This is a genomic window from uncultured Thiohalocapsa sp., from assembly GCF_913063425.1.
In the GTDB taxonomy this organism is placed as follows: domain Bacteria; phylum Pseudomonadota; class Gammaproteobacteria; order Chromatiales; family Chromatiaceae; genus Thiohalocapsa.
This window is the reverse complement of sequence record NZ_CAJXYK010000028.1, coordinates 41,791-66,561: the sequence shown is the minus strand read 5'-3', so window position 1 is coordinate 66,561 and position 24,771 is coordinate 41,791. Positions and strand designations below refer to the sequence as shown.

The 24,771-nt window shown below is 69.5% G+C and carries 22 protein-coding genes and 1 pseudogene; 18 read left to right on the top strand and 5 right to left on the bottom strand.

The annotated features are described in order from the left end of the window. Positions 1-15: 15 nt before the first annotated feature. The 10 genes and pseudogenes from QZ607_RS15495 to QZ607_RS15460 all read left to right on the top strand — a co-directional run bounded on the left by QZ607_RS15495 (position 16) and on the right by QZ607_RS15460 (position 10,821). Entirely contained in the window at positions 16-2,682 is a 2,667-nt protein-coding gene (locus QZ607_RS15495; protein WP_295884389.1) for an ATP-binding protein, read from the top strand. Positions 2,683-2,898: 216 nt separating this feature from the next. Continuing rightward, on the top strand, positions 2,899-3,483 hold the full coding sequence (locus QZ607_RS15490; protein ID WP_295884387.1) for a DUF697 domain-containing protein: 585 nt from the start codon (positions 2,899-2,901) through the stop codon (positions 3,481-3,483). Positions 3,484-3,540: 57 nt separating this feature from the next. Further along, complete coding sequence (locus tag QZ607_RS15485; protein ID WP_295884386.1) at positions 3,541-4,989, top strand: OmpA family protein; 1,449 nt, start codon at positions 3,541-3,543, stop codon at positions 4,987-4,989. Positions 4,990-4,991: 2 nt separating this feature from the next. Further along, a complete protein-coding gene (locus QZ607_RS15480; protein WP_295884383.1) occupies positions 4,992-5,711 on the top strand; it encodes a hypothetical protein in 720 nt (239 codons plus the stop codon). A gap of 419 nt (positions 5,712-6,130) precedes the next feature. Then, positions 6,131-7,711, top strand: a complete 1,581-nt coding sequence (locus tag QZ607_RS15475; protein ID WP_295884381.1) for an ATP-binding protein — start codon at positions 6,131-6,133, stop codon at positions 7,709-7,711. 343 nt (positions 7,712-8,054) lie between these two features. Beyond that, positions 8,055-8,237, top strand: a pseudogene (locus QZ607_RS25885) (HAD family hydrolase); the annotation flags it as partial. Positions 8,238-8,279: 42 nt separating this feature from the next. Next, positions 8,280-8,645, top strand: coding sequence for a hypothetical protein (locus tag QZ607_RS15470; protein WP_295884380.1), 366 nt, complete (start codon positions 8,280-8,282; stop codon positions 8,643-8,645). Positions 8,646-8,677: 32 nt separating this feature from the next. Then, positions 8,678-10,252: an ATP-binding protein gene (locus tag QZ607_RS15465; protein WP_295884379.1), complete on the top strand. Its 1,575-nt coding sequence runs from the start codon at positions 8,678-8,680 to the stop codon at positions 10,250-10,252. A gap of 114 nt (positions 10,253-10,366) precedes the next feature. Further along, complete coding sequence (locus tag QZ607_RS25880) at positions 10,367-10,654, top strand: transposase zinc-binding domain-containing protein (RefSeq protein ID WP_367268203.1); 288 nt, start codon at positions 10,367-10,369, stop codon at positions 10,652-10,654. Positions 10,655-10,662: 8 nt separating this feature from the next. Beyond that, the gene (locus QZ607_RS15460; protein ID WP_295884378.1) at positions 10,663-10,821 is read left to right on the top strand and encodes a transposase; all 159 of its coding nucleotides are present in this window, start codon (positions 10,663-10,665) and stop codon (positions 10,819-10,821) included. Between the two features lie 285 nt (positions 10,822-11,106). Here QZ607_RS15460 and QZ607_RS15455 read toward each other — a convergent pair whose 3' ends face one another. After that, positions 11,107-11,529 carry a PIN domain-containing protein gene (locus QZ607_RS15455; protein ID WP_295884375.1) on the bottom strand — a complete coding sequence of 141 codons (423 nt, stop codon included), beginning with the start codon at positions 11,527-11,529 and terminating at the stop codon, positions 11,107-11,109. Further along, the gene (locus tag QZ607_RS15450) at positions 11,526-11,846 is read right to left on the bottom strand and encodes a type II toxin-antitoxin system Phd/YefM family antitoxin (RefSeq protein ID WP_295884373.1); all 321 of its coding nucleotides are present in this window, start codon (positions 11,844-11,846) and stop codon (positions 11,526-11,528) included. Before QZ607_RS15450 ends, QZ607_RS15455 begins: the two co-directional genes overlap by 4 nt. 585 nt (positions 11,847-12,431) lie before the next feature. On the opposite strand from QZ607_RS15450, the gene QZ607_RS15445 reads away from it, so the two are divergent. Further along, positions 12,432-13,913: a diguanylate cyclase gene (locus QZ607_RS15445; RefSeq protein ID WP_295884372.1), complete on the top strand. Its 1,482-nt coding sequence runs from the start codon at positions 12,432-12,434 to the stop codon at positions 13,911-13,913. Between the two features lie 102 nt (positions 13,914-14,015). Here the strand turns inward: QZ607_RS15445 and QZ607_RS15440 are convergent, their stop codons facing one another. Together QZ607_RS15440 and QZ607_RS15435 are read right to left on the bottom strand one after the other, a co-directional pair. Then, positions 14,016-15,044: a prohibitin family protein gene (locus tag QZ607_RS15440; RefSeq protein WP_295884369.1), complete on the bottom strand. Its 1,029-nt coding sequence runs from the start codon at positions 15,042-15,044 to the stop codon at positions 14,016-14,018. A gap of 113 nt (positions 15,045-15,157) precedes the next feature. Beyond that, positions 15,158-16,120 (bottom strand): DNA-binding response regulator, encoded by a 963-nt coding sequence (locus QZ607_RS15435; RefSeq protein WP_295884366.1) that lies wholly within the window; start codon positions 16,118-16,120, stop codon positions 15,158-15,160. Positions 16,121-16,695: 575 nt separating this feature from the next. Here QZ607_RS15435 and QZ607_RS15430 point away from each other — a divergent pair. The 7 genes from QZ607_RS15430 (at position 16,696) to QZ607_RS15400 (ending at position 24,035) form a co-directional block, all read left to right on the top strand. Then, entirely contained in the window at positions 16,696-17,268 is a 573-nt protein-coding gene (locus QZ607_RS15430) for a YcjF family protein (protein WP_295884364.1), read from the top strand. A gap of 33 nt (positions 17,269-17,301) precedes the next feature. Further along, positions 17,302-18,180, top strand: coding sequence for a prohibitin family protein (locus QZ607_RS15425; RefSeq protein WP_295884361.1), 879 nt, complete (start codon positions 17,302-17,304; stop codon positions 18,178-18,180). Positions 18,181-18,182: 2 nt separating this feature from the next. Beyond that, a complete protein-coding gene (locus QZ607_RS15420) occupies positions 18,183-20,405 on the top strand; it encodes an ABC transporter substrate-binding protein (protein WP_295884358.1) in 2,223 nt (740 codons plus the stop codon). 256 nt (positions 20,406-20,661) lie between these two features. After that, positions 20,662-20,865: a hypothetical protein gene (locus QZ607_RS15415; RefSeq protein ID WP_295884355.1), complete on the top strand. Its 204-nt coding sequence runs from the start codon at positions 20,662-20,664 to the stop codon at positions 20,863-20,865. Between the two features lie 68 nt (positions 20,866-20,933). After that, complete coding sequence (locus tag QZ607_RS15410; protein WP_295884353.1) at positions 20,934-22,709, top strand: hypothetical protein; 1,776 nt, start codon at positions 20,934-20,936, stop codon at positions 22,707-22,709. Between the two features lie 5 nt (positions 22,710-22,714). Next, on the top strand, positions 22,715-23,503 hold the full coding sequence (locus tag QZ607_RS15405) for a DnaJ domain-containing protein (protein WP_295884352.1): 789 nt from the start codon (positions 22,715-22,717) through the stop codon (positions 23,501-23,503). Next, positions 23,487-24,035, top strand: coding sequence for a hypothetical protein (locus QZ607_RS15400; protein WP_295884350.1), 549 nt, complete (start codon positions 23,487-23,489; stop codon positions 24,033-24,035). The genes QZ607_RS15405 and QZ607_RS15400 overlap by 17 nt, the downstream gene beginning before the upstream one ends. Before the next feature lie 129 nt (positions 24,036-24,164). Here QZ607_RS15400 and QZ607_RS15395 read toward each other — a convergent pair whose 3' ends face one another. Then, positions 24,165-24,722: a cohesin domain-containing protein gene (locus QZ607_RS15395; protein WP_295884348.1), complete on the bottom strand. Its 558-nt coding sequence runs from the start codon at positions 24,720-24,722 to the stop codon at positions 24,165-24,167. Between the last annotated feature and the right edge of the window lie 49 nt (positions 24,723-24,771).

Genomic DNA, 24,771 nt, shown 5'->3' with positions numbered 1-24,771 from the left:
GGAGCGCTGAAGCAGATGGCGGCGAGCCGCCCGGCCAGGCAGCCCAGGCCGTGGCGCATCGGCGTCGGGCTCGCCACCCGGGTCGCCGCTGTGCTGCTGCTGGCGCTGGCCGTCAGCATCGACGTGCTGATCCTGGTCGCCTCCGGGCTGCGTCAGGTGGACCACGAGCTTCAGGAGATCACCGAGCAACAGGTGCCCACCCTGCTGCAGGTGGAGGCACTGCTGCGCGAGTCCCAGCGCCTGGTCTCGCTTGCCCCCGAGCTGGTGACCGCCCGCGAGGCCCTGACCTTCAATGCACTGAGCACGGAAGTGGACGCCATCGAGCGGCGCACCACTGCGATTCTGACCGCCCTGGACTCGGCTCCCGGGTTGGAGGCCGAGGAAATCGAGCGCCTCGGGACCCTGAGCGCCGCACTCACCGCGCGTCTGCGGGACCTGCTGGACGTGGTCGAGCGGCGCCTCGGGGTCGAGCAACGCCGACTGCTGCTGCGCGAGCGCCTGAGCCTGCTCGGCGAGCGGCTGCGGCGAGCCGCCGTTGCCGCGACCGCCGGCGGGAGCCGCGACCCCACCTGCCTGGTGCGCTGGCACGCCGCCCTGACGCAGGGCATCACCGGCCTGTTGGACGCGGCCGTGGGCCAGGCCCAGTCCCAGCTCGACGAAGCCGCGGCAAGGCTCGCGCAGGCGCGCCCGGCACTGCTCGCCGACAGCGCTTGTGCCCTGGCGCAACTGTCCGCGGCCACGGCGTTCGACCCAGAGGCCATGCAGGCGGAGATCCTGGCCCTGGGGGAGCCGGACGGGCTGTTGGCGCTGGAGCGCGAGCGGGTGCGGCTGCGCCGGCAGCTCGGCACCGAGCTGGGGCGCGCGCGCTGGCACGGCGAGGACCTGCTTGCGCAGACCGAGCGCCTGTTCGCCGCGACCCGCGCGCAGATGCAGACCCAGGGGCGTGCCACCCGCGAGCTGCTGGGCCGGCGCCTGCTGCTGCTGATCCTGACGCCGCTGGTGCTGCTGGCGGTCACGCTCGGGGTCTACTGGTACCTGAGCCATGCGCTGCTGCGGCCGATCACCGGCCTGCGCGCGGCCCTGCGGAGCGCCTCCGCCGGCGGCACGCCGCGCTTCCCAGCCGCCGGGGACAACGAGGTGGGCGCCATCATCGACGCCTGCCGCGAGACGCTCGCCGCACTCGCCGCCCGCGAGCGTGAGCTCAAGACAGCCACGGCCGCCGCCGAGCGCGCGAGCCATGCCAAGAGCACCTTCCTTGCGCACATGAGCCACGAGCTGCGCACGCCGCTCAACACCATGCTCGGCTTCGCCGAGCTGCTGCACGGCCGGCACCCCGGAGAAGCCGAGCGCCGCGACTGGGCCGCGAGCATCCTGCGCAGCGGCCGCCACCTCAAGCGCCTCATCGACGACAGCCTGGACCTCGCCGCCATCGAGGCGGGGCGCGTGCACATCACGCCCCGCGACGTGGACCTTGCGGCACTCATCGACGAGATCGCAGACAGCCTGGGACATCGGGCGCAGGAGAAGGGCCTCGGCTTCGAGGTCATGCTCGCCGACGATCTGCCCCGCCACCTGCGGCTCGACCCCCACCGGCTGCGCCAGGTGCTGCTCAACCTCCTCGGCAACGCCATCAAATACACCGAGCGCGGCACGGTGCGGCTCACGGCCGAGACCGTCACCGACGCCGCGCGCGCGCCGCGGCTGCGCCTGTGCGTCGAAGACACCGGCCCCGGCATCCCGGTGCAGGCGCAAGCGCGGCTGTTCGAGCCCTATGAGCAGCTGCACCCCGGGCAGCCGGGCAGCGGACTCGGGCTCGCCATCACCCGCGATCTGGTGAAGCTCATGGGCGGGGAGATCCAGGTCGACAGCGACGCAGGACGGGGCAGCACCTTCAGCGTCGAGCTGCCCGCCATCGCCGCGCGGACGACTGAGCCTGACGCAGCATCGCCGGTTGCCATCACCGGCTATCGCGGGCCCCGCCGGCGCCTGCTGGTGGTGGACGACAGCGCCAGCAACCGCCTGCTTGTCACCGCGCAGCTCGCCCGGCTCGGCTTCCAGGTCGACGAGGCCGCCGAGCCCGGCACCGCCGCCGCAATCGCCGCCGGCAGTCCGCCGGATCTGGTGCTGATGGACCTGGCCATGCCGGGCTGGTGCGGCTATGCCGGCGCCCATGCCGTGCGCACCGCCTGCGACCGGCCGGACCTGCCGGTGATCGTCGTCTCCGCCACGCCCCTGACGCATGCCGATGCCCGCACACTCGGCTTCGTGACCGCCCTGCTCAAGCCCGTGCGGACGGAAGACCTGCTGGATGCGATCGGCAGGGTCCTGGATCTGGCATGGATGGCCGCCCCCGCGCCGCCGGGCCGGACCAGCGATGCAGCGGATCAGGCGGCGCCGCAGCCGCCGGTGCCCGAGGCGCCGGGCTCATCGGTGACCGCGCCGGACGATGCGCCGCACAGCCCGGCCGCGACGGACGATGCGGCACTGCTCGCCCCCATCCGCCTGGAGATCGAGGCTGCCCTGGACCTCGCGGCCGCGGCGCGACGGGAGGACCTGCAGGAGTGGTGCACCGCGCTGGCGGACGGCGAGCCTGCGCTGGCCCCCTTCGCTGCCCGTGCGCGGGCCTTTGTGGCGGCCGGGGATTGGACCGGGCTGCGGGACTGGCTCCAGCGCTGGCTGTGAGGGCAGTCTTGGGCAGGGTGCCCAATCAATGCGCGGCTCCCCAGGGTCGGGCAGCTCCCCGATCGGCTGCGTCCGCGGTGATCGAACCGAATTGTCAGCGGCAAACAGAACGTTGCGCTTGTGATGCGATCTCCCCTGAGCGTCCGAGCCAAGTGCTACCGTCTCGCATCTCCGCAGTGTCCACCGGCACGCCCATCGACGCGACAGCGCAGGCCCATGTCCGAGCCCGACGATGCCCAAGCCGACCAGGCCGCGGCGCGCGCCGCGGACCTGGCGGCGCAGCTGACCCGCGACATCGATGTGGTCGTGCGCCGCGAGCAGGCCGAGAGCCTGATCAAGAGCCATGTGCTCGGCGCGGCAGCGCTGGCGCTGGTGCCCGTGGCGGTGCTGGATATCGCCGCACTGGTGGCGAGCCAGATCGCTCTGGCGCGCTCGCTCGCGCGCTGTTACGACGTGCCTTTCCATGAGCTTCGCGCCAAATCGCTCATCCTATCTCTGCTCGCGGGCAGCGCGCCCACCCTGTCCGTGTTGGCGCTCAGCTCCGGCGCCAAGCTGATGCCCGGCATCGGCACCCTGGCGGGCAGCGGCAGCATCGGGGTGGCCGGCGCGGCAACGACCCATGCCCTGGGCCGGGTGCTGGTCCACCACTTCGAGCACGGCGGCACCCTGCTGACCCTGGACCTGTCGCGGCTGCGCAAGCGTTTCCGGCGCGAGCTCCGGCGGGGCTGGCGCGTCGCGGCAGCAGCCGAGCGCAGCGCGCAGAAGGATGCGTCTGCCGCCGGCGTCGGCACGCCGCGCTGAGCCTGGCCCGGTGCGGGTCACAGCATCCATTCCATGCACCGACGATAAGGGAATACGATGCGAGCGCGTGCGCTGGCGACCTCGTCGTTGGGGCTGGTGATGCTGGCCCTGCTGGTCTTCGTGGCCCTGCCGCGGCTCGCCGAGCGCATCCCACAGACCCTGCGCGAGAGCGCCCAGGCCCGCCTCGCGGCCGAGGGACTGGCCTGGGCGCAGGTGCGCGCCGACGGCCGCGATCTGCTGCTGTCGGGCGCCTCGCCGCACCCCGACGACCAGCGCCGGGCCGTGGCACTGGCCCGAGGTGTGCCGGGCGTGCGCCGGGTGGTGGACAACATGCGGCTGCGGGTCGTGTCTCCGTACCGGCTGTCCATGGACTGGCAGGACGGCCGGCTCGCGGTCGCCGGGCTCATGCCCGACCAGGCGAGCGCGGATGCGTTGGCCGCGGCGGTGCGCGCGCACGCGGGCGCCGATGATGAGACTGGTGCCGAAACCGGTGCTGAAGCCAGTGCTGGGACCAGTGCTGGGACCAGTGCTGGGACCGGCCCGCCGGATCTGGCGGTGGCCGCCGGCAGCCCGCCCGCTTGGCGGGCGCTCGCGCAGGCCCTGGTCCCTGCCATCACCGTGCTCGATCAAGGCACGGCGGAGCTGGTTGATCGCCGCCTCCGGCTTCAGGGGACGACATCCTCGGTGGCAGCGCGGGAGCGGGTGCTCCAAGCGCTGTCGCCATTCCAAGGCCAAGGCTATGCGCTGGACCTGGACATCAGCGCAACGGTCTCCCCTTACACCTTCACCCTGGCCAAGCGGGACGGCGCATTGGCAGGCCGGGGCTTTGTCCCGGACGAGGCGAGCCGCCGCCGGTTGGCCGAGCGGCTGGCGGCGCAGCAGGCGGGCGCCGCGGAGCCGGCACAGATCAGGATACAGGTGGCCGCCGGCGCACCTGCGGGCTGGCTGGACCTCCTCGCCGAGATCGTCGGCGCCCTCCCCCGCTTCGACAGCGCCGATGCGACACTGTCCGACCGACACCTGACGCTGGTGGGCAGCATGTCCACGACGGCCGAGCGGGACCGCTTCGTCGAGGCGTTGCAGGCGTTCGAGCAGCGTGGTTTCGAGCTGGACCTGAAGGTCGCGGCCGCGGACGAGGCGGCCGTGCGCTGCCAGGCGCGGCTCGACCGGCTGCTGCTGCGCCCCATCCTGTTCGCGTCCGGACAGGCGCGCATCGATGCCCGCAGCGACGCCTTGCTGGACGCGCTCGCGGACACGGTGGCGGGCTGCCCGGGCGCCCGCATCACCATTGCCGGCCACACGGATGACCGCGGCCGGCCGGAGGTCAACCTGCTGCTCAGCCAGCAGCGGGCGGAGGCCGTGGCAGCCCGGCTGATCGCCGCGGGTGTCGCAGACGCCCGCATCACCGCGGTCGGCTACGGTGCCGACCGGCCCGTCGCCGACAACGCGACCGCCGAGGGCCGCGCTCAGAACCGGCGCATCGAATTTGTCGTGGAGGTGGATTGATCATGGCCGACCTGGTGATCGAGCTCGCGCTCGTCTTCCTCGCCGCCACCCTCATCGGCTGGCTGATGGGGCGCTTCCTGTGCAAAAGCGGCGAATACGACGAGCGCGCGGCGCGGCGGCGCCTGGAGCGCGCGCAGGCCGGCCTCGGCGAGGCCCTCGAATCAGCGCAGGAGACGGCGGACGGCCTGCGCCGGCAGCTCACCGAGCAGACCGAGGCCAAGGCCTTGGTGGAGCAGGAGCGCGCGGGGCTCCAAGCCCGGCTCGCCAGTCTGGAGACCGAGCAGGCGACGCTGCTCAGCAAGGTCCGGGAGCTTGAGGCCTGCAACGCCCGCTGTCGCGGCCTCGAGGCAGCGCTGGAGGCGGAGCAGGCAGCTGTGCTGGAGCTGCGCACCACCTGCAGCGCCCAGGCGCAGCAGATCCGGGAGCTCAACGGCGCCCTGGACACGACGCGCGCCGAGCTGCGGGCCGGTGACGCGGAGCACGCGGCGCAGCTGGCGGCGGTCGAGCAAGCGAAATCTCGCCTCGACGCGCGCCTGGAGCGGGTCAGCACCGAGCGCAGTGACTGCCTGGCGCGGCTCGGGGCGCTTGCGGACGCCGTCGAACGGCTGCACGAGCGCATTCGGGCACGCGGCGCTCCGGGCCACCACCGGCGCTCGAAATCGGGCGGCGCGGACCGGCCCAAGGATGCCCGTGACGTGGCGCTCGGCGCGGGATCATCCTGAGCGACGGCCCTGCACCGAGGATGCCGGGTCAGGCACAGGGCTCGGCCATCGGGCCGGCCCCAGGGACGCCGGTCTGCGCACCCAGGCCATCCTGATCTGGCCGCATCAGGGTTGGAAGCCCTGTCTACGCAGGGCTCGCGGGCGGCTGCGCGACAGCGTGAATGAGCGACTGCGCCGGACCCGCTGGCATGCCGGGGGTATGATACGGGCCGGGAACCGCCTAAGGAGACGCTGAAAAATGGGCTTCCTGCCCATTGTCAGCACGCGAAGCGAAAACGCGGTTTCCCCTTCGCTTCATGGTCAGCGCCCGGTCCGAAGAAGGCGTCGCTGACAATGGCGGGGCATCCTGCCCGGCACGGGAAGCACTGATCAATCAGCGCTTCCCTAACGCCGTGTTCACGCCAGACCATCGAGCTGCCATGCTGAAGAAGCTGCCCATCGGCATCCAGACCTTCCGCAAGATCATCGAGGGGGGCTACGCCTATATCGACAAGACCGCCCATGCCCAAGCCCTGGCGGACAGCGGGACCTACTTTTTTCTGTCGCGCCCGCGCCGCTTCGGCAAGAGCCTGTTCCTGGATACGCTCAAGGAGCTGTTCGAGGGGAGCGAGGCGCTGTTTCGGGGGCTCCATGTCCATGACCAGTGGGACTGGTCGCGGCGGCATCCGGTCATCCGGCTCGACTTCGCAGGCGGCGTGCTCAACAGCCGCGCGGCGCTGGACCTTCGCATCCGCCGCCTGCTCGACGAGAACGCCGAGCGCCTCGGCCTGGCCTGCGATTGGGCCGACAACGACATCCCGGGCTGCTTCGGCGACCTGATCCGCGCCGCCGAGACCAAGGCCGGCGAGCGCGTCGTCATCCTGGTGGACGAATACGACAAGCCCATCCTCGACAACATCACCGAGCCGGAGCGCGCCGCCGAGCTGCGCGAAGGCCTGAAGAACCTCTACTCCACCATGAAGGGGCAGGACGCCCACATCCGAATGGTGTTCATGACCGGGGTGACCAAGTTTTCGAAGGTCAGCCTGTTTTCCGGCCTCAATCAGCTCGAAGATCTGACGCTCGATGCCCGCTTCGCGACCGTCTGCGGCTACACCCAACAGGACCTGGAGACCGACTTCGGCGCCCACCTGGAGGGCGTGGACTGGAACTGGCTCAAGCAGTGGTACAACGGCTATCGCTTCCTCGGCGAGCCGGTTTACAACCCGTTCGACATCCTGTTGTTCATCCGTAAGGATCGGGAATTCCGCAACTACTGGTTCGAGACCGGCAACCCGCGGTTCCTGGTCGAGCTGCTGCCCCGCCGGGCCACCTTCCTGCCGGACCTGGAGGGCATCGAGGCCAGCGAGGAGATCCTCGACTCCTTCGACATCGAGCGCATCGACCCCATCACGCTCCTGTTCCAGACCGGCTATCTGACCATCGACAGCACCCGCTGGCATCGCTCGCGCATCCGCTACCGCCTGCGCCTGCCGAACCAGGAGGTGCGCATGGCCCTGGCCGATCACCTCATCGACGGCTATATCGGCACCCTGCCCGCCGGGCGCGATGCCCTGCAGGACGGCCTCTACGATGTCATGAGCCAGGGCGACCTGCCCGGCCTGATCGCCGCCATCGAGCGCCTGTTCGCGGGCGTGACCTGGCGCAACTTCATCCACGCCGATCTGCCTGAGACCGAGGGCTACTACGCCAGCGTCCTCTACGCCTTCTTCGCCAGCCTCAACGCCGAGGTCATCCCCGAAGACACCTCCAACCGCGGCCAGGTGGACCTGACCGTCAAGCTCGCGGGCTACGTTTACTGCATCGAGATCAAGGTCGACGCGGCCGGCTCGGCGTCCGAAGCCGAGCCCGGCGAAAACCCCGCGCTGGCGCAGATCAAGGCCCGCGGCTACAGCGCCCAATACCGCGGCCTGCCGAACAAGGGGCTGATCGAGCTGGGGCTGATCTTTGATCGCGGCAAACGCAATCTGGCGCGGGCCGACTGGGCGACGGTGGGCTGAGGCCGCCGGGAAGACCGGTCAGGTGGGTCGGGGTTCGCCCGGCCAGACCCGGAGCCGTTCCAGGCTGTGGCCTAGAGACCAATCGACCTGCCTGCATGTCTGCTCAAGCTCGGTGCGCCCGATTCATTCGCCAGCGGGGTAGAATCGGTCAAATCCTTGCGCTCCCAGGCCACGCACCAACCTCTGCTGAAGGCTTCCAAGACTCGTTGAGGGTCGAGACGGACGAAGCTGAGATAAATGACCGACAGGTGTGCATGCAGGGCTTGAGCCCGCAACCGCTTTGGCGCTGCAAGCGCTTCGGTTCGGTGGTGATGGATGAAGCCCATCCGTTCCATCCGGTGCGCTGTGCGTCCTTCAATCCTGCGATGCCCCGGCGCCGACCCGCCATCTGGCCGAGCGCCTCGGTCTCGATGGCTGGCTCGCCGACACCCTGCCGGAGCAGAAGGCGGCGCGGGTCGAGGCGCTTCAGGCCGAGGGCCGGCGGGTGTGCTTCATCGGCGACGGCATCAACGATGCCATTGCGCTGCGCCGGGCCGATGCCTCGGTGTCCCTGCGCGGGGCGACCACCATGGCCACCGATGCCGCGCAAGTCGTGCTGATGGAGGACGACCTGGCGCAGCTCGAGGCGCTGTGGGACCTGTCCGACGGCTTCGTGCGCAGCCTTGATGCCAACGAGCGCACCGCCAAGGCGTTCAGCCTGAGCGCGGCGCTCGGCGTGCTGGCGGTGCCGCTGGCGCTGAAGTTCTGGCTGGTGGAGCTCGGCTGGCTCGCGCAGTCGCTGACCGGCATCGGCATCGCCACCCGGCGGCTCGACGGGGGCGGGTCGGGGGCAGCGGCGGCGCACAAGGAGCCCGCGCAGGGCGCAATCGAAGCGGATGGCGGAGCACCGCAAACCGATCAGGGTATGAACGACCGGCGTCGCGGATTAACCTAAGCGCCCCGTCTGCGTCGGCCCAACGCACCGCCATGTTGAAAAAGCTCCCCATCGGCATCCAGACCTTCCGCAAGATCATTGAGGAAGGCTATGTCTATGTCGACAAGACCGCCCATGCCCAATCGCTCGCGCAAAGCGGCACCTATTTCTTCCTGTCGCGCCCGCGCCGCTTCGGCAAGAGCCTGTTCCTGGACACCTTGAAAGAGCTGTTCGAGGGCAGCGAGGCGCTGTTTCGGGGGCTCCATGTCCATGACCAGTGGGACTGGTCGCGCCGCCACCCGGTCATCCGGCTCGACTTCTCCGGCGGCGTGCTCGACAGCCGCGCGGCGCTGGACGAGGCGATCCGCGAGCGCCTGGCAGAGAATCAAGACCGCCTCGGCGTGCGCTGCGAGGCCAAGAGCATCGCCGGCTGCTTCGCCGAGCTCATCGGCCGCGCCCACCAAGCAGCCGGCGAGCGCGTCGTCGTGCTGGTCGACGAATACGACAAGCCGATCCTCGACAACATCACCGACGTCGACCAGGCCGCCGCGCTGCGCGAGGGCCTGAAGAACCTCTACTCGGCGATCAAGGGGCAGGATGCCCATATCCGGCTGGTGTTCATGACCGGGGTATCGAAATTCAGCAAGGTCAGCCTCTTCTCCGGGCTCAACCAGCTGCGCGACATCACCTTGTCGAAGGGCTTCGGGACCATCTGCGGCTACACCCAGCGCGACCTGGAGACCGCCTTCGGCGATCACCTCAAGGGCGTCGATTGGGACCGGCTCAAGGCCTGGTACAACGGCTACGGCTTCCTGGGCGAACCGGTCTACAACCCGTTCGACATCCTGTTGTTCATCGGCGAGGGACAGGAGTACCGCAACTACTGGTTCGAGACCGGCAACCCGCGCTTCCTGGTCGAGCTGCTGCCGCGGCGCGCCACCTTCCTGCCGGACCTGGAGGGCATCGAGGCCAGCGAGGAGATCCTCGACTCCTTCGACATCGAGCGCATCGACCCCATCACGCTCCTGTTCCAGACCGGCTATCTGACCATCGACAGCACCCGCTGGCATCGCTCGCGCATCCGCTACCGCCTGCGCCTGCCGAACCAGGAGGTGCGCATGGCCCTGGCCGATCACCTCATCGACGGCTATATCGGCACCCTGCCCGCCGGGCGCGATGCCCTGCAGGACGGCCTCTACGATGTCATGAGCCAGGGCGACCTGCCCGGCCTGATCGCCGCCATCGAGCGCCTGTTCGCGGGCGTGACCTGGCGCAACTTCATCCACGCCGATCTGCCTGAGACCGAGGGCTACTACGCCAGCGTCCTCTACGCCTTCTTCGCCAGCCTCAACGCCGAGGTCATCCCCGAAGACACCTCCAACCGCGGCCAGGTGGACCTGACCGTCAAGCTCGCGGGCTACGTTTACTGCATCGAGATCAAGGTCGACGCGGCCGGCTCGGCGTCCGACGCCGAGCCCGGCGAAAACCCCGCGCTGGCGCAGATCAAGGCCCGCGGCTACAGCGAAAAGTACCGCGGCCTGCCGAGCAAGGGGCTGATCGAGCTGGGGCTGATCTTTGATCGGCGCGCGCGCAACCTGGTGCAGGCGGACTGGACGTCGATCAGCTGAGCCCCTGGGGCGCGTAGACAAGCGCGCCCGCACTGAGGAATTGGTTGCCCGGTCCAGCAGCAGCTGGAGACCTATCTCGCACTCGCGGCTGAAAACGACTGGGATGCGCAGCGCGTGTCGGCCTATGTCGAGCGCGAATGTCGTCGTTACCCCGAGTGCGGCATCCTCGCCTATGGCGTGGCCCGTGGCAGATGTCCGGACTGCGGGCACGGCTTGCCGGTTGCGTTCTCGTGCAAGGGGCGTGGCTGTGCCCATCGTGCAACGCCCGGTGGATGGCGGAGAGCGCGGCGCACCGGGTCGATCACGTCTTCCCGCCGTCGCCGGTGCGCCGGCAGGGCCTCTCGGTGCCCAAACGGCTGCGCTGGCCCTGTTGAGATCAGGGGGCGCGCGAGCCGTCGGTGATCGGCGCCGTGCTGCACATCCTGCTGCGCGTCATCGCGGCCCGTCTGCGCAAGGGCAGCGCTGCCGGTGCGCAGGCTCGCTTCCGGGCGGTGAGCTCTATCCACCGCTTCGGTGCGTCCCTCAACCGCCATATCCACTGCCGCTGCTGCATCATCGACGGGGGTTAGCGCCGGGGCAGGATGCCGGTGATCTTCCGCAATCCGTCCTTTGTTGCCCCGCCGACTGTGCGCGCCCGCCACTGGAGCTGATTGCCCATCTCCCGGGGCTGATCCCGCCGCCCAGGCGGCATCGCCGTCGCTGCCCTCGCGTGCTCGCCCCCGACTCGCCCCCGCGGGCGGCGGCCGTGGTCTTGGGGCCTGACCTGACCGACGACCCGAGCGCCTCCGCCGCGCTCCCTGCACCCCCCTCGCGCACCGCCCCGAGCGCTCGCTCCCCGGTGCGCTGCCTCTGGGTCATGGCACCTCGCCGAGATCGATGACCGTCAGTGCCGGAACCCGCGCGAAGCGCCGGTCGTTGGTGAGGAACCGATGCCCAGCCGCCGGCAGCGTCAAGGCACTGGCGGCCTGCAATGCATCCGGCGTGCGCAGCCCGTCGCGGGCGCGCAGCGTCAGGGCCAGTTCCAAGACCCCGGCGTCCAGCTCCACGACCAGCAGGTCACCGGCCGCGAAGAACGCGCGGTACTCGGCGATCAGCTCGGTGGCGCCGTCGCGCATCGGCTTGACCAGGCATTCCAGCAGGCTCAACCGCGAGACGGCCAGGCGTGCGTCGGGGAAGCGCTGGCGCAGGTCGCGCAGGGTTGTCACGACGCGGGCGTGGAAGGTGGCCTCGGATTCGATCAGGTATATGACCGCGCAGGCGTCGAGGAACAGGATCACCCGTCGGTGTCCCCGGCGCCGTTCCCGTCGCCGTTGCAGTCCCAAGCCTCGCGCTCACGCGCCAACGCGGCGTCGATGTCCGCCTTGGTTCGCGCAGCATGGGCGCGGTCGGCGGTGGGCTTGTCGAGCCAGTCCCAGGCGCTGGCGGCGGCCGCGGCTTGGGTCTGGCCGCGGGCCAGGCGCCGGTAGCCATCGACCGTCATCACCACATAACGGGGCCGGTTTTGCTTGATCACTGCAACCGGTCCCTCCTGCAGCAGCTCGTCCACCGCGGAGATGCCACGGCGCTTTATCTCTTGCGCAGGTATCGTCTTCATCGTCTGCCCCCGAGGCCGATGGTACCGAAAACAGTACCGACAGCCTAGCACAAGTACAGCCCGGGACACCTGCGACTGCAAATCGCTCCGCTTTACCGGATCGATGCGCCGGTACCGGCCTTCGCGCTCAAGCATGAACAGCTCGCGCGAGCGCGCCTCGGCCACCGACGGCCAAGTCGCAGGATATGTCGGTGGCGATGCGGGGGCATCGCATCAGAACAAGTAAAAACAGCGGGTTGGTTCCGAAGGAGCGACCTTTGCGTCATCGGCTGGTGGCCCAGCTACCCCTGTGAGCCCATCAACGGGGTCATGGTCTCGGAGTGCACGCCCCAACCTCGCCCCTGTGGGCGGCGGCCGTCGTCTTGGGCCCTGACCTGACCGACGACCCGAGCGCCTCCGCCGCGCCCGCTGCACCCGTTCGCGCACCGCCCCCGACGCCCGTCAGCCTCGCTGCTCGGCGTTAACCACACATCCTACCCCGCTGTTGTCCTCTCCCGCGCCAACCTCGGCGCAGCGCGTGGCTTGGATTTCCCATGCGTAATAGAATGCTCATCCGCAGCTTTCGACCTTCGCGGGTTTCGAGCGATGCAGAAACTGTTGCAGATGCATGGCATAGCTGCCGGAGCCGCTGTCATGATCCTGTGCTGCTTACCGGTCCTGCTGTCATCAACCGCAGATTACGGCAAGGCGGCGCCGGTGATCGACGCCAATGAGCTGTCAGGCGCCGATCGTGTCTATCTGGCGCAGAATAGGACCATCAGAATATGCGTCGATCCGCATTGGATGCCGCTGGAGGGAATCGATCGGTCTGGTCAGCATGTCGGTGTCATCGCCGACATTCTTGCGATCATCGCCGAGCGCCTGAGCGTACATTTCGAGCTTGTGCCAACGCAGGATTACAGCCAATCGCTGGCGGCGATTGCAGCCGGTGAGTGCGACGTGCTCACATCCGATACGGTCGAGGGTGAGAGGCCCAGCCATCTGCGCAGGACATCACCCTCGTTTTTGGATTTGAGAAACGTCTACATCACGCGCAACGATGAGCCGATGCAGCTCAGTTTTCGTGACATCAAACACCGGACAATCGCGATCCCGTCCGGTTATCCAACCATTCCTCTGATTCGCCAAACCTATGGCGATGTCAATATCGTGGAAGTCGCTACTGTGGATGACGGACTGATCCGTGTCTCCAAGGGAGAGATCTATGCATTTACGGATTTTCTGCCGGTTTGCAGCTACGCGATCAGCAGGCTTGGACTGAGTAATTTAAAGGTTGCCGGCCATCTCGACGTCTCGTTTCCAACCAGTATGGCTGTTCGTGCAGACAAGCCTGAATTATTCCGGATCATGAATTACGCGCTGTCGACAATTGATGAGCGTACGCTCAACGAGCTGTTGGTGAAGTGGCTTCACGTCGAGTATGACGTCAAGGTTGATTGGCGAGAGATTCGCCCCTTTGTTGTTCTTTTTCTGCTTTTCGGTTCGTATTTTCTGTATTCCAACGCTCGCCTGAAGCGAGCCAACCAAAAGCTTGATGAAGCCAACGCCGAGCTCAAGCGACTGACGAAAACGGATCCATTGACAAAGCTCAGGAATCGCTACTTTCTCGATAACGTTCTCCCTGACCTGGTGACACTCCCATCACGCCAACGGCGCGGACTCGGAGTCGCGCTGATTGATCTCGACCACTTCAAGCTGATCAACGACCGTTACGGTCACGCAGCCGGGGATCGCTGTCTCGCGACCTTTGCTGATGTCCTGCGCTCCAACTTCAAACGCGAGAGCGATTGGCTCATCCGCTATGGCGGCGAGGAGTTTTTGGTGGTTTGCGCGGGCGTATGCGCAGAAGACTTCAGAGCCGCGTTGGAAGCCTGTCGAATACAGGCTGACACAGGGCCCGTAGCGCTTCCATCCGGGGAGCTTGTTTCATATCGGGTGTCAATCGGCTATCTGTTCTACGCACAGAATCCACCGCATTGGAGTGAGACGATCATCATGGCAGCCGATCGGCAGCTGTATCGCGCCAAGTCGGCGGGACGCAATCGCGTTGTCGGCGAGGAGCGCTAGCGCTCGCGGCGGCAACCGGGCTGCCGCCGCCGGAGCGTGTCCGGGTCTTTCAGTCGTGACGCTGGCTCGATCATCCCGACGCTGCGGCGGTTGGGCCGCATCTCACCGCACGCTCGGATCGCTCGGGTCCTGGAGGGTCTCGTAAGCGCCCGCGGGCACCTGGTCCACGCCAGGGGGTGCATCACCGGTTGCGGCTGGCGCTGCGCCCGCCGCCGAGGACGCCTTCGCGGCGTTGCTGTCATTGAGGAAAATCGGCAGGGCCAGGTCGCCGCGGGCACCGATGACGACGGTCTTGCCGTTGGCGGACGCCGCGAGCTCCCGGGTGGCGCGGATGCCCTGGTAGTCCAGCAGGTCCTCGCTCAGGGTCTCGTTGACGATGCGCTGGTAGTCGGCAATGCCGCCGGCCTCGATGCGCTTGCGCTCCGCTTCGCGCTCGGCCGTGCGCTGGCGGAATGCATACGACAACAGGAGCTGCTGCTGCGTGATCTTGTCCTCGATGGCGACACGCACGCTGTCCGGCAGCTGGATGCGACGGATGATGATGTCCTCGACGGCGACGAAGTTGCGGCCGATCTCTTCCATGGCTGCGAGCATGGCGCGGGTGAGCAGGCCGTCCTGGTTGGTGTAGATGGCCTCCGCGCTGGCGTTGCCCAGGTGCTTGCGCAGCACGGACTCGGTTTGCGGCACCACCACGCGGGTCAGGTACTCGGGGCCGACGCGCTCGTGCAGCATGCCGAGCAGGGCGTACTCCGGCTGGTAGCGGATGGCGAGGTCCAATGTCAGCGTCAGTCCCTCGTTGGAGAGCACCTCCAGGCTGTGTCGCGCCACCTGCTTGCGGACCTCGTAGTGGGTCATTGTGTCCAGCGGGCTGATGATGTGCAGGCCCTCGCCGTAGACCTTGTCCACCTGCGTACCGGTGAAGCGGTTCCAATGCACCCCGGCCTCGCCGGCCTTGATGCGGATGAAGATCCGGTCCGCGAACAGGATCACCAGCAGCAGCAGCACTTGCAGCGCAATGGACACGAAGGGCATCCGCGCCCCGAGCCAGCGCCGCAGCCGCCGGCGCCGGCCGGCAGCCGGGTCCTCGTCGTCAAGGCCGTCGGTGACCCGGGCGTCGGCGTCCGGGCTCATGGGTGCGGGCGGTGCATCGGGGGCATCAGCCGGATCGGTGCCGGGGACGCTGCGCGCATGGCATGCGGCACATCAGAGACGCGCACGGACGCGCGGCTGCGCTCCGCACATGGTCAACGCTCCGGCGCTGCTTTCAGCCGCTGACGCAGCGCGGTGGGGGTGAGGCCCCAGTGACCCTTGACGGCACGCGTCAGATCGCTGGTGCCACGGTAGCCCACGTCCAGCGCAATGCTCTTGACGGGCAGGTTCGTCTCGGCGAGCAGCGCGCGCGCGCGCCGCAGTCGCGACTCGCGCACGAAGCCGTAAACGGTGGTGCCGAACAGGTTGCGAAAGCCCTTCGACAGGCGGGGCTGATTGGTGCCGATGAGGCGTGCGAGCTCCGTCAACGAGGGTGGATCGGCAAGCCGTTCGCGCAGGATCTGCCGGGCGCGCAGCAGCAGCTCGACGTCCGTGCGCGACCCCAACTCGCCGGCGGCGCCCGCTGCGGCCTCGTCCAAGGGGCCGAAGCGCTCCTCGTAGCTGCGCAGCCGCGTCGACAGTGCTTGGCGCAAGCGGTGCTGGCGCAGCTGCGTCGTCACGCGCGCCTTGAGCTCTGCCTCCGCCACCGGCTTGACCAGGTAGTCAGCGGCACCGAGCTCGAAGCAACGCACCTTGTGCTCGGTATCGCGGTGACCGGTCACCATGAGCACGGGAATCGTCGCGGTGGCAGGCGCCTGCTTCAGGCGGCGCAGGACTTCGAAGCCGTCGAGACCGGGCAGGGTCACGTCCAGCAGGATCAGATCCGGCAGCGCATCCCCGGCGGCCGCAAGGGCCTCGGTGCCGCTCAGCGCAGTGCTGACGGCGAAATCGTAGTCGCGCAGATGGGCGATGACGAGCTCGAGGCCATCGGGCTCGTCGTCGACCACCAGCAGGTGGGCAGGGCCGTCCGCGCGCCCGAGGTCCTGCTTTGCGGCATCCGGGTCGGACCCGATGAATGCGCCGTGATCGCTGATCGCAGGCGTGGCTGTCGCGACGGCTCGCTGGGGCTTGGCGACGGCGCGCCCCTCCAACGCAGGGGCTGCAACTTGAGTCATCATGCTTCGTGTCTCTGTTTCTCGCTTGGAGTCAACGTCCAGACCATGGCGGTGGTCCCGGGCGTCCGCGCTGGACCGGCGCGCCGGTGGCAGTGGCGACGCTGGCAATATGGCCCGGACGGCGCTCGGCGGGTCGGCGGACCCAGCCGCGGAGGCTCTGCAAACGCCAGGTCAGGCAGCCCCCCACTCACCACCATTATGGAGCTTCCCGCAAGACCTCACTATCAGACGACAGAGGACAGGCGCCGGCGCGGTTTGCCCAGCAAGAGTTTTCGTTGCGCTGCGCAAGCGGCTCCCCGGCGCAGCTCCCTGTACTGCGCCTGCGTCGCTCAAGCATAAGCCATTGATTCAGCCCGATTGCTGGAATGAGGAGCCGGGGCTTCGGCTGCGGGGTGGGGGCTGTGTCGTCGAGCAAGGGTCGATTGTGGCGACCGAGACCACCTCCTACAGTGCTCTGGGGACCGCCCACACCAGGGCGACACGACCAGACTTGCCAACGACGCACGCCGCTGTGCTGCTGCGCATGCCGCGGTGCCGTTTTACCTGCGGCAACCGGATACCCACAGGAGCTCACGCAGATGACCCAGCAACAAGCAACAGCCTCGGCGACCGCTGCCGAAGCCAACCCGGAAGACCAGGTGGAGCAGGAGATCGACGCCGCCGAGGCCGCGACCCTGCGTCGGCAGGCGGATATTCGGATCAAGAACCATGTGCTGGTCGCCACCACGCTTGGGCTGGTACCCCTGCCCCTGTTCGACCTGGCCCTGTTGGTGGGCAACCAGGTCGCGATGGTGCGCGGTCTCTCGCAGCTCTATGCGGTGGACTTCGACGAGGTCCGCACCCGCGCCATCATCACGTCACTGCTGGCCGGTGGCGCGCCGGTACTGGCCGTGGTGGGGCTCAGCTCCGGCGCCAAGCTGATGCCGGGCATCGGCTCACTGCTCGGCAGCGGCAGTGTCGCAGTGGGCGGCGGGGCGCTGACCTACGCGGTGGGCCAGGTCTTCGTGCAGCATTTCGAAGGCGGCGGTAATCTCTTCAACGTCGATCCGGCCCGCATGCGCCGGCTGTTTGCGCGCAAGGTCAAGGAGGGCGAGGCGGTTGCCGCCGAGGCCCGGGCCGAAGCCGCCGGGCAGGCGAAGGGCGCGCAGTGACCTGGCCCACGCGCGCTGTCCCCCGCCGCTGACATGACGGACCCCCAGATTCAGGCCGCGCCCGCCGCCCCGGTGGACGAGCGCCCTCCCCTCTCGCGCTGGCTGCGCCGGCGGCTGCCGCTGCTGCTGGTGCTCACGCTGCTGCTGACACTGATTTCCGTCCTGCTGTGGCGGCGCATCTTCATTTCCATCGAGCCCGGCGAGACCGGCGTCCTGTATCGATTCTTCACAGGCACCGTGACCCACCGCGTCTATCCGGAGGGGCTTCACATCATTCCGCCCTGGGACACCATGGTGCACTACGAGACCCGCCGCCAGGTGGTCATGCACGAGCTCGACGTGCTCTCGGTGCGCGGCCTGCCGGTGCACCTGGAGCTGGCCATCCGTTATCAGCCGCAGGTGGAGCTGCTCGGCCTGCTGCACCAGCGTATCGGTCCGGACTACGCAGATCGTGTGGTGGTACCGCAGACCGAGTCCGTGCTGCGTCGCGAGCTCTCACAGTTCTCGGCGGAGCAGATCTACACCAACGACAACGGCCTGCTCGGCACCGCGGTGCTGCTGGCCCGGGACGAGCTGGGCCGCAATTTCGTCGACGCCGAGGACATCGTCATCCGCAGCCTCAGTCTGCCGCAGCGGGTCAAGACCGCCATCGAGGACAAGCTGAAGCAGCGCCAGCTGCTGGCCTCCTACGATTTCCGCCTGGATACCGCCCGCCGCGAGGCCGAGCGCAAGCGCACCGAGGCCACGGGCATCCGCGACTTCCAGGCGGCGGTGGACGCATCGCTGACACCGGAACTGCTCCGTCACGAGGGCATCCGCGCAGCCCGGGATCTCGCCACGTCCGACAATGCCGAGGTCGTCATCATCGGCGCCGATGAGGGCGGTCTGCCGCTGGTGCCGGGCGGGCGCTGAGGGTGTCCGCACGCCGCCGCGCAACCGCAGGTACGGCGCGCGCCCGCGCTGCCGGGGGCCTCGGTGTGCTGGCGCTGTGCTGCGCCGCGCTCCTGCTGGCGGCCTGCGGGCGCCAATACCCGAGCATGGGCGACGCCCGCGCGGCCTATGCCCGCAATGGCCTGGGGCCCATTGTTGTCGCCGCGGTGGAGGACCCGCTCGGGCCCGGCTTCGTGCAGGGGATCGAGCTCGCCGTGCGGGAGATCGACGCCGGCGGCGGCCTGCTCGGGCGACCCGTGCAGATCCGCCGTTTCAGAGGCGGTCCCGATCCGCGCCAGGGGCGCCGCACCGCCATCGCCGTTGCCGAGGACCCGCGCATTTCGGTGGTGCTCGGGCACCGCAGGTCCGAGCTGGCGGTGCCGCTCTCGGTGATCTACGAGCGGGCCCGGGTGCTCTTCATGCCGTCGTTCGCCACCGCCGAGCAGCTGACCCGGCACGGCTTCGACTTCGTGCTGCGCACCCTGCCCGACAACGCCGCCATGGCGGCGCAGACCGCGAGCCTGGTGGACCTCTTCGGGCATGCCCGCATCGCCGTACTGCACAGCCGCGACGACTATGCCCGGGAGCTGGCCTTCCTGTTCGAGGACGAGGCGCGGGCACGCGGCCTGCGCATTGTCTTCGGCGCCTCCTTCTTTGCCGCCGAGACCAACCACCGCGGTCTGCTCGGACAGTTGAATGCCGTGGATTTCGATGCCGTCTATCTGTCCACCGAGCATGCAGCCGGGGCGCGGCTGGTGCGCCAACTGCGCGAGCTCGGCTTTGCGCAGCCGGTGTTCGGCTCCGACCGCCTCGCCTACGGCCCCTTCGATGCACTGGTCGGGGCGGCCGGCGACCGCACCATCGCCCCCGGCATCTACGACATCGACACCCCGGGCCCGCGCAACCGCGCCTTCGTCGACGCCTTCCGCGAGACCTATGGCACCGACCCGGACCAGGCCGCTGCCCAGGGCTACGACACGGCGCGCTTGTTCGCGGACATCGTGCGCACCGCCGGCAGCACCGAGCCCCGCGTGCTCGCCACCACCGCCCGCTACTCGCCGCCACGGGCCGGCGTCACCGGTATCTTCGCCTACGACCCGCAGGGCAACGTCTACGGCAAGCTCTTCGGGTTTCGGGTGCTGCGCTTCGGGCGCTGGTGGCCGCTGCCGGGGGTCACGGCGCCTTACCGGCTCGCCAACTTCCGCGCCGCGCGGCAGGAGATGGCACGGGAGCAGGCGCAGCAGGCACAGCCGCCGGCCGCTGCCGCCGGTCCGCAGCCGGGGCTGTCACAGGCAGCGCCCGACAGCCCGGATGCGGACACCGGCGCAGCCGCCGCGCCGGCTGCACCAGCAGGTGGGGGCGTCACCGCAGGCGCCGGCCCCGGGCAGGCGCCCGCCGACACCGCAGGCGCAGCGGGCGAGCCCTCTGCCGACGCCGAGCTCGATTTCGAGGCGCTCACCGACGCCCGTCTCAGCGCCGCTGAGCGCGCCCGAATCTGGCTGACGCTGGCGCACGAGATCCTGGGCTTCGAGCGCCTCGGGCTGGTGGCGCCGCAGACGGGCGCCGGCAGCGCCGCAGTGGGGCTCGCCCGCACCCTGGGCGAAGCGCGCGACTTCCAGGTGGACATCTGCGAGCTGCCGGCGCCCGATGCGCCTGCGGCGGAGCCGCTCAACGCCGTCGAGCTGACCCGCCGGGAGCTGGCCGGAGTCGCCGCGGCCGCCCCCCTGGAGCAGGCCGCGGTGCGCTGCTGGACCCGCCTGGCCCGCAGCACCGACACGCTGCTCGTGGTACCGGACTCGGGCCTGCGCCCGGAGCTGGTGCGGCGGCTGAACCGGACGCTGCGGCGCTTCGGCGTGCCGGCCTTTGCCCTGACACAAACCCTCGACACCGACCTTGGCCTGACCCTGGCGCTGATACCCTCCGGCGTCGATCTCGACGACCCGCAAGTGGCACTGCGCTTCAATGGTGTGCTGCGGGGCCTGCGGGTGAATGCACTCAATCGCAAGCTGAACAACCTGCCGGCGGTGGGCGCGGACCTGGACGCCTTCGCGGAGCTCGGCATCCGGCCCGATCCCAGGCTGCTGACCCTGGTCTCCCGTGTGATCGAGCCCGGTGTCCCGGCCGCTCAGCCGCCCATGTCGCCCGCCGCGGATGTCGACACCGACGACGCTGGCGCTTCAGCGGCCGAAGCCGGCGCAAACGACTGAGCCCGACGACAACAATCCTAGAAAGAGCAGTTGACCGCTTCAAAGCACATGCAAATGCCTGAGCCTCGCGGACGTCGGAAGTACTTTTCGCGCCACCATCCGGGTGAACGCCGCTACGGCCGCCATGGCACGCCCCGCGCGGCGCCTGGCAGCGTTACAACTCCTCGGAATAGAACAACTATTCCTCGTCGTTGTGCCTTGCCAGGCACCCCGCGGGACGCACCCTGACGACCGTCCAACCGCTCCTTCTAGGATAATGCACCCCCTACACACCATACTTGCAATCGGGATCTACCTCAGCGCCGCGGTGCTGGTGGCCTTGCTCGGGCGCCGGCGCAAATGGGGCTATTGGGGATACCTTTGGTCATCGATTCTGTTCACACCGCTGCTCGGCTTCCTGTTCGTGCTCGCCGCCGATCCACCGCCGAAAAAGCGGCGCGCCCAGGAGAAGTCACAATGACGGATTGCGCTGCGAGACAGCCCGCCTGCCGCCGTCACGGGGGATACAAGCTGCGGGCGCGAGCGCTCGTGACCTATGCGCTGCTGGCGGCTTTGCTGCCGCTCCCGATGGCGCTCGCTCAGGCGCCCGCGGACGCTGAGGACGCTGCCGCAGACACCGACAACGCTGCCACGGAGAGCGCAGGCGACGGCGAGTCTGAGTCGCCGGCGGCAGTGCTGGCGGCACTGCGCCAGCAGCTGGACGGCCTGGACCAGAGCATCAAGACGCTGCAGGAGCAGGCGGAGCTCAACCGGGAGGAGATCGCCGGGCAGTCGGAGCGCCTGGATGCGGAGCTCAAGCGCATGGACCCCATCGCACTCCGGCTCGACTCGCTGTCCCAGCAGCTGGAACAGGCCCAGGAACTGCTGGAGAAGCACGAGACCCGCATCGAGGACAACTCGGTGCAGCTCTACGAGACCTTGATGGGCATTGACGACATCCAGCAGTCGCTGACGGAACTGAGCGCGCGCTTGCAGCGTCAGGCGGCTGCACCACAGCCCGCGGCGACAGGGCCGGCGACGACAGAACCCGCGCAGGGGCAATCGCAGGGGGAAGTCGCCCCGGAGGCCGCAGGCGAGCGGGCCGATACGGGCATGTCGCTGCTGCCCTTGGCGCTGGGCCTGCTGCTGCCCGCCGGCATCCTCCTCTATCCGCTGGGGCGCTCGCTGGGGGCGCGCCGGGCTTCGGTGTCGGCTTCCGCGTTGGGCGGGCCGTCGGCCGCCGGTCTGCTGCTCGCGCTGGTCGGCGCGATACTCGGCTTCGCGCTGGTGGGCATCGGCATCCGTAACGGGACGAGCCTCGGCGGCATCATGGGCATGCCCTTCAGCTTCCTGCCGGAGCTCTTCGCCCTGTCACCGGACGCCCCGCTCCCCGCCGTCGCCGGGCCGCTGCTCGCACAGCTCCCGCTGGTGGTGGCCATGGCCGCACTCGCGGCGGTGACCGCCGGCACCCGGCTCACGGGCCCCGGCGGGCTGCTGTTGGGCCTCGGCATCGGCGCATTGCTGCTGCCCCTGTTCGGCCACTGGAGCGGTGCCGCCGCAGCGCCCGGCAGCCCGGGCGCCGGCTGGCTCGCCGGGCTCGGTTTCAGCGATACCGGTGGGGTGGTGGGCAGTGCGCTGGTGGGCGGTGCTGCCGCGCTCGGGCTCGCCCTGGGTCTCGGCCGGGAGCGCGTCGTCCGACCCCCGGAGAAGTCCGCCGGCGACACCGGCCATGAGCCCGCGCTCCTGGTGGTGGCAGTGCTGCTCATCTGGGTCGGCTGGCTGGAGCCGCGGCTCGCCGCCGCGCCGGACGACGCCATCGCGCTGGTGCTGGCGAGCTGGGCCGCCGCGGCCGGCGCACTGGCGGCGGCCGCGCTCTTCTACGCCCTCTTTCGCGCCGGCTCTGATCGGCTGGAGGCGGTGACGGCCGCCCTGCTCGCGGGCATCGTTGCAGCGCCCGCGGGTGCGGCGCCGTCGGGCATGGCTGTCCCCCTGATCTTCGGCGCCCTGGTCGGGCTGCTGCACGGGCTCATCGCCCGGGCCCTGGAGCGTGGCGATGGCCGCCGGGAGCTGGCGGCGGCCTTCGCCATCGGCGGCCTCGCAGCGGCGCTGGCGCCGGCGCTGGTGGGACCCGACGGCTTCTTGTTCGTACCCGTGGCGGAGGACCTGCCCATACAGCTGCTGGGCGCGGCCGTGGCCCTGGTGCTGGGCGGCGGCGGCGGCCTGTGTCTCGGGCTGCTGCTGCGGCTGCTGCCCGGGCTGTTGGTGCGGCCCCGCCTGGACGCGCGCCGCGAGCCCTCGCCTGCGGCCGCAGCGCCGGCGGCCTGACGCAGATGCTCTGGTGGGGCAAGCTGTTCGCGGTGGGACTCGCCGGACTCATCGGCGGCCCCATCGCTGCCTTCGCCGCAGTGGGCGTCGGCCATCAGATGGACCGCGACCTGGGCGGACTGCTCCGCGCCTACGCGCCGGTGCGGGACCCTGAACGGCGCGAGCGGCTCCTCTGGCGCAGGCGCACGGCCCTGTTCTGCCTGGCCGGCGCGCTGGTGCGCGCAGCGGGGCGACCGCCTGCACGCCGGGCTGCGCTGCTGGAGGCGCTGCTGGCGGACGCGGGACTGGATGCCGCCGGGCGCGCGCGGGCGACGGCGCTGTTCCGCGACGGTCAGCGCGCGGACTTTCCGCTGACGGCCGTCGTGAGCCAGTTCCGTCGCACCTTCCAGCGCCGACCGGACATTACGCTGGCCTTGATCGCCGCGCTGATGCCGCTCGTGGAGGACCTCGACGAGGCCGCGCCGGCGCGGATGCTGCTGCGCGATCTCGCGACCCGCCTCGGCATCAGCCCGCGTCGGCTGGGCCGCTTCGAGGCCGCCTGGGGGGCGCAACGGCACGGCACGCCCCCGCGCGATGGCGGGCTCTCCAAGCGTGAAGCGGCGAAGGTGCTGGGCGTGGCAGCCAATGCCCCGCGGGATGAGGTCACCCGCGCCTATCGGACCCTGCTGAGCCGCCATCACCCGGACAAGCTCGCCCATCGCAACCCGTCGCCCGAGGCACTGGCCGAGGCGACCCACCGCACCGATCAGATCCGCAAGGCCTACAGGAGGTTATCCCGTGAGTGGACCGACTGAGCCCGGGGGGCCCGATGGCGGTGTCCGGCACGTGCTGAGCCCGGAGGTGCGGCTGGCGGTGGCGCAGGCGCGCCTCACCCGTGCGGAGGCGGAAAGCATCATTCGCGACCATGTCATCCTCGGCAGCACGCTGAGCATGGCCCCACTGCCGGTCATCGACGGCATCCTGCTGTTCAACCTCCAGCTCAATCTCATCGGGCGCCTGGCGGACCACTATGGGCTGCCCTTCGATCAGGTCTACCGGGGCATCGCCGCTTCCCTGCTGACCGGTGCCTTGCCGGTGCTGGCGGCGGGGCTCGGGCTCTCCGGGCTCAAGCTGTGGCCCGGCTTCGGGACGCTGGGCGCCGCCGGCACCCTCTCCACGCTGGCGGGCCTGGTGAGCTATGCCACCGGCAAGGTACTGATGGAGCATTTCGAGGCCGGCGGCACCCTGGAGGACCTCACGACACGCGCCTTCCGCGTGCGCATCCGCCACGCGCTGCGCGAGGGACGACCCGGCATGCAGGCACTGCTGGCGGGGCGGCCGGCCTGAGCGGGGCGCCCCGCACCCGGCGCAGGGTCAGCGACCGGTGCGGGCAGCGACGGCAGGGCCCCATGCCGTCGCGCGTCGTTCCAAGCCGTGCACAAGACATCGACCAAAAGACCAACCCCGAGGCTCTCGTCAGCTCTGCCCCACGGCCTTCATCCGCGCCGCCCGCATCGCCAACAATCCCAGCGGCAGCAGCAGCGCCGCGCCCGGCGCCGGCACTGCGCCGGTGACGGCGACGTCGAGTCCCGCGTAGTCCGGCACCACCGGCTGGAACCCGCTGTCGAGAAGGCTGGACTGGCCCGTGTCGAAGGTCAGGCTTGTGCCCGGCAGCGGTGCATCCGACAGCACGTCGAAGGTGATCTGCCCGAGATTGCCGGCACTGGAGATGCCGAACAGGGAGGCGACGCTTAAATTGATCTCCGTACCGAGGTCATTCGCGCTGAAAGTGTCGACGCCGCCGATGAGGCTGCCGGCGGCGGCGCTCACGTAGGCGAAGACACTCGGGTCGTAGGTCACGTACAGATCGGCCCCGCCGATGTCGATGCCGCCGCCGTCGTCGGCGACGTCGATGTCGTAGACGACGTTGCTCTGGCCCTGGGTGACCGTCGTCGGGCCGGCAATGCTGAGGATCGGCGCTGCCTGGGCACTGCCCCAGAGGGCCAGTGGCAACACCAGGAGGAACAGAGGCATGGGCTTGCGCATGAGATGGTCTCGCTGGTTGATGTGCTCTTGGGAATCC

Excerpts from the sequence above, each read along its gene's own strand:
- QZ607_RS15495 (WP_295884389.1), top strand. The coding sequence starts at position 16 with ATGGCGGCGAGCCGCCCGGCCAGGCAGCCCAGGCCGTGGCGCATCGGC.
- QZ607_RS15490 (WP_295884387.1), top strand. The coding sequence starts at position 2,899 with ATGTCCGAGCCCGACGATGCCCAAGCCGACCAGGCCGCGGCGCGCGCC.
- QZ607_RS15485 (WP_295884386.1), top strand. The coding sequence starts at position 3,541 with ATGCGAGCGCGTGCGCTGGCGACCTCGTCGTTGGGGCTGGTGATGCTG.
- QZ607_RS15480 (WP_295884383.1), top strand. The coding sequence starts at position 4,992 with ATGGCCGACCTGGTGATCGAGCTCGCGCTCGTCTTCCTCGCCGCCACC.
- QZ607_RS15475 (WP_295884381.1), top strand. The coding sequence starts at position 6,131 with ATGCTGAAGAAGCTGCCCATCGGCATCCAGACCTTCCGCAAGATCATC.
- QZ607_RS15470 (WP_295884380.1), top strand. The coding sequence starts at position 8,280 with ATGGCCACCGATGCCGCGCAAGTCGTGCTGATGGAGGACGACCTGGCG.
- QZ607_RS15465 (WP_295884379.1), top strand. The coding sequence starts at position 8,678 with ATGTTGAAAAAGCTCCCCATCGGCATCCAGACCTTCCGCAAGATCATT.
- QZ607_RS15450 (WP_295884373.1), bottom strand. The coding sequence starts at position 11,846 with ATGAAGACGATACCTGCGCAAGAGATAAAGCGCCGTGGCATCTCCGCG.
- QZ607_RS15445 (WP_295884372.1), top strand. The coding sequence starts at position 12,432 with ATGCAGAAACTGTTGCAGATGCATGGCATAGCTGCCGGAGCCGCTGTC.
- QZ607_RS15440 (WP_295884369.1), bottom strand. The coding sequence starts at position 15,044 with ATGAGCCCGGACGCCGACGCCCGGGTCACCGACGGCCTTGACGACGAG.
- QZ607_RS15435 (WP_295884366.1), bottom strand. The coding sequence starts at position 16,120 with ATGATGACTCAAGTTGCAGCCCCTGCGTTGGAGGGGCGCGCCGTCGCC.
- QZ607_RS15430 (WP_295884364.1), top strand. The coding sequence starts at position 16,696 with ATGACCCAGCAACAAGCAACAGCCTCGGCGACCGCTGCCGAAGCCAAC.
- QZ607_RS15425 (WP_295884361.1), top strand. The coding sequence starts at position 17,302 with ATGACGGACCCCCAGATTCAGGCCGCGCCCGCCGCCCCGGTGGACGAG.
- QZ607_RS15415 (WP_295884355.1), top strand. The coding sequence starts at position 20,662 with ATGCACCCCCTACACACCATACTTGCAATCGGGATCTACCTCAGCGCC.
- QZ607_RS15405 (WP_295884352.1), top strand. The coding sequence starts at position 22,715 with ATGCTCTGGTGGGGCAAGCTGTTCGCGGTGGGACTCGCCGGACTCATC.
- QZ607_RS15395 (WP_295884348.1), bottom strand. The coding sequence starts at position 24,722 with ATGCCTCTGTTCCTCCTGGTGTTGCCACTGGCCCTCTGGGGCAGTGCC.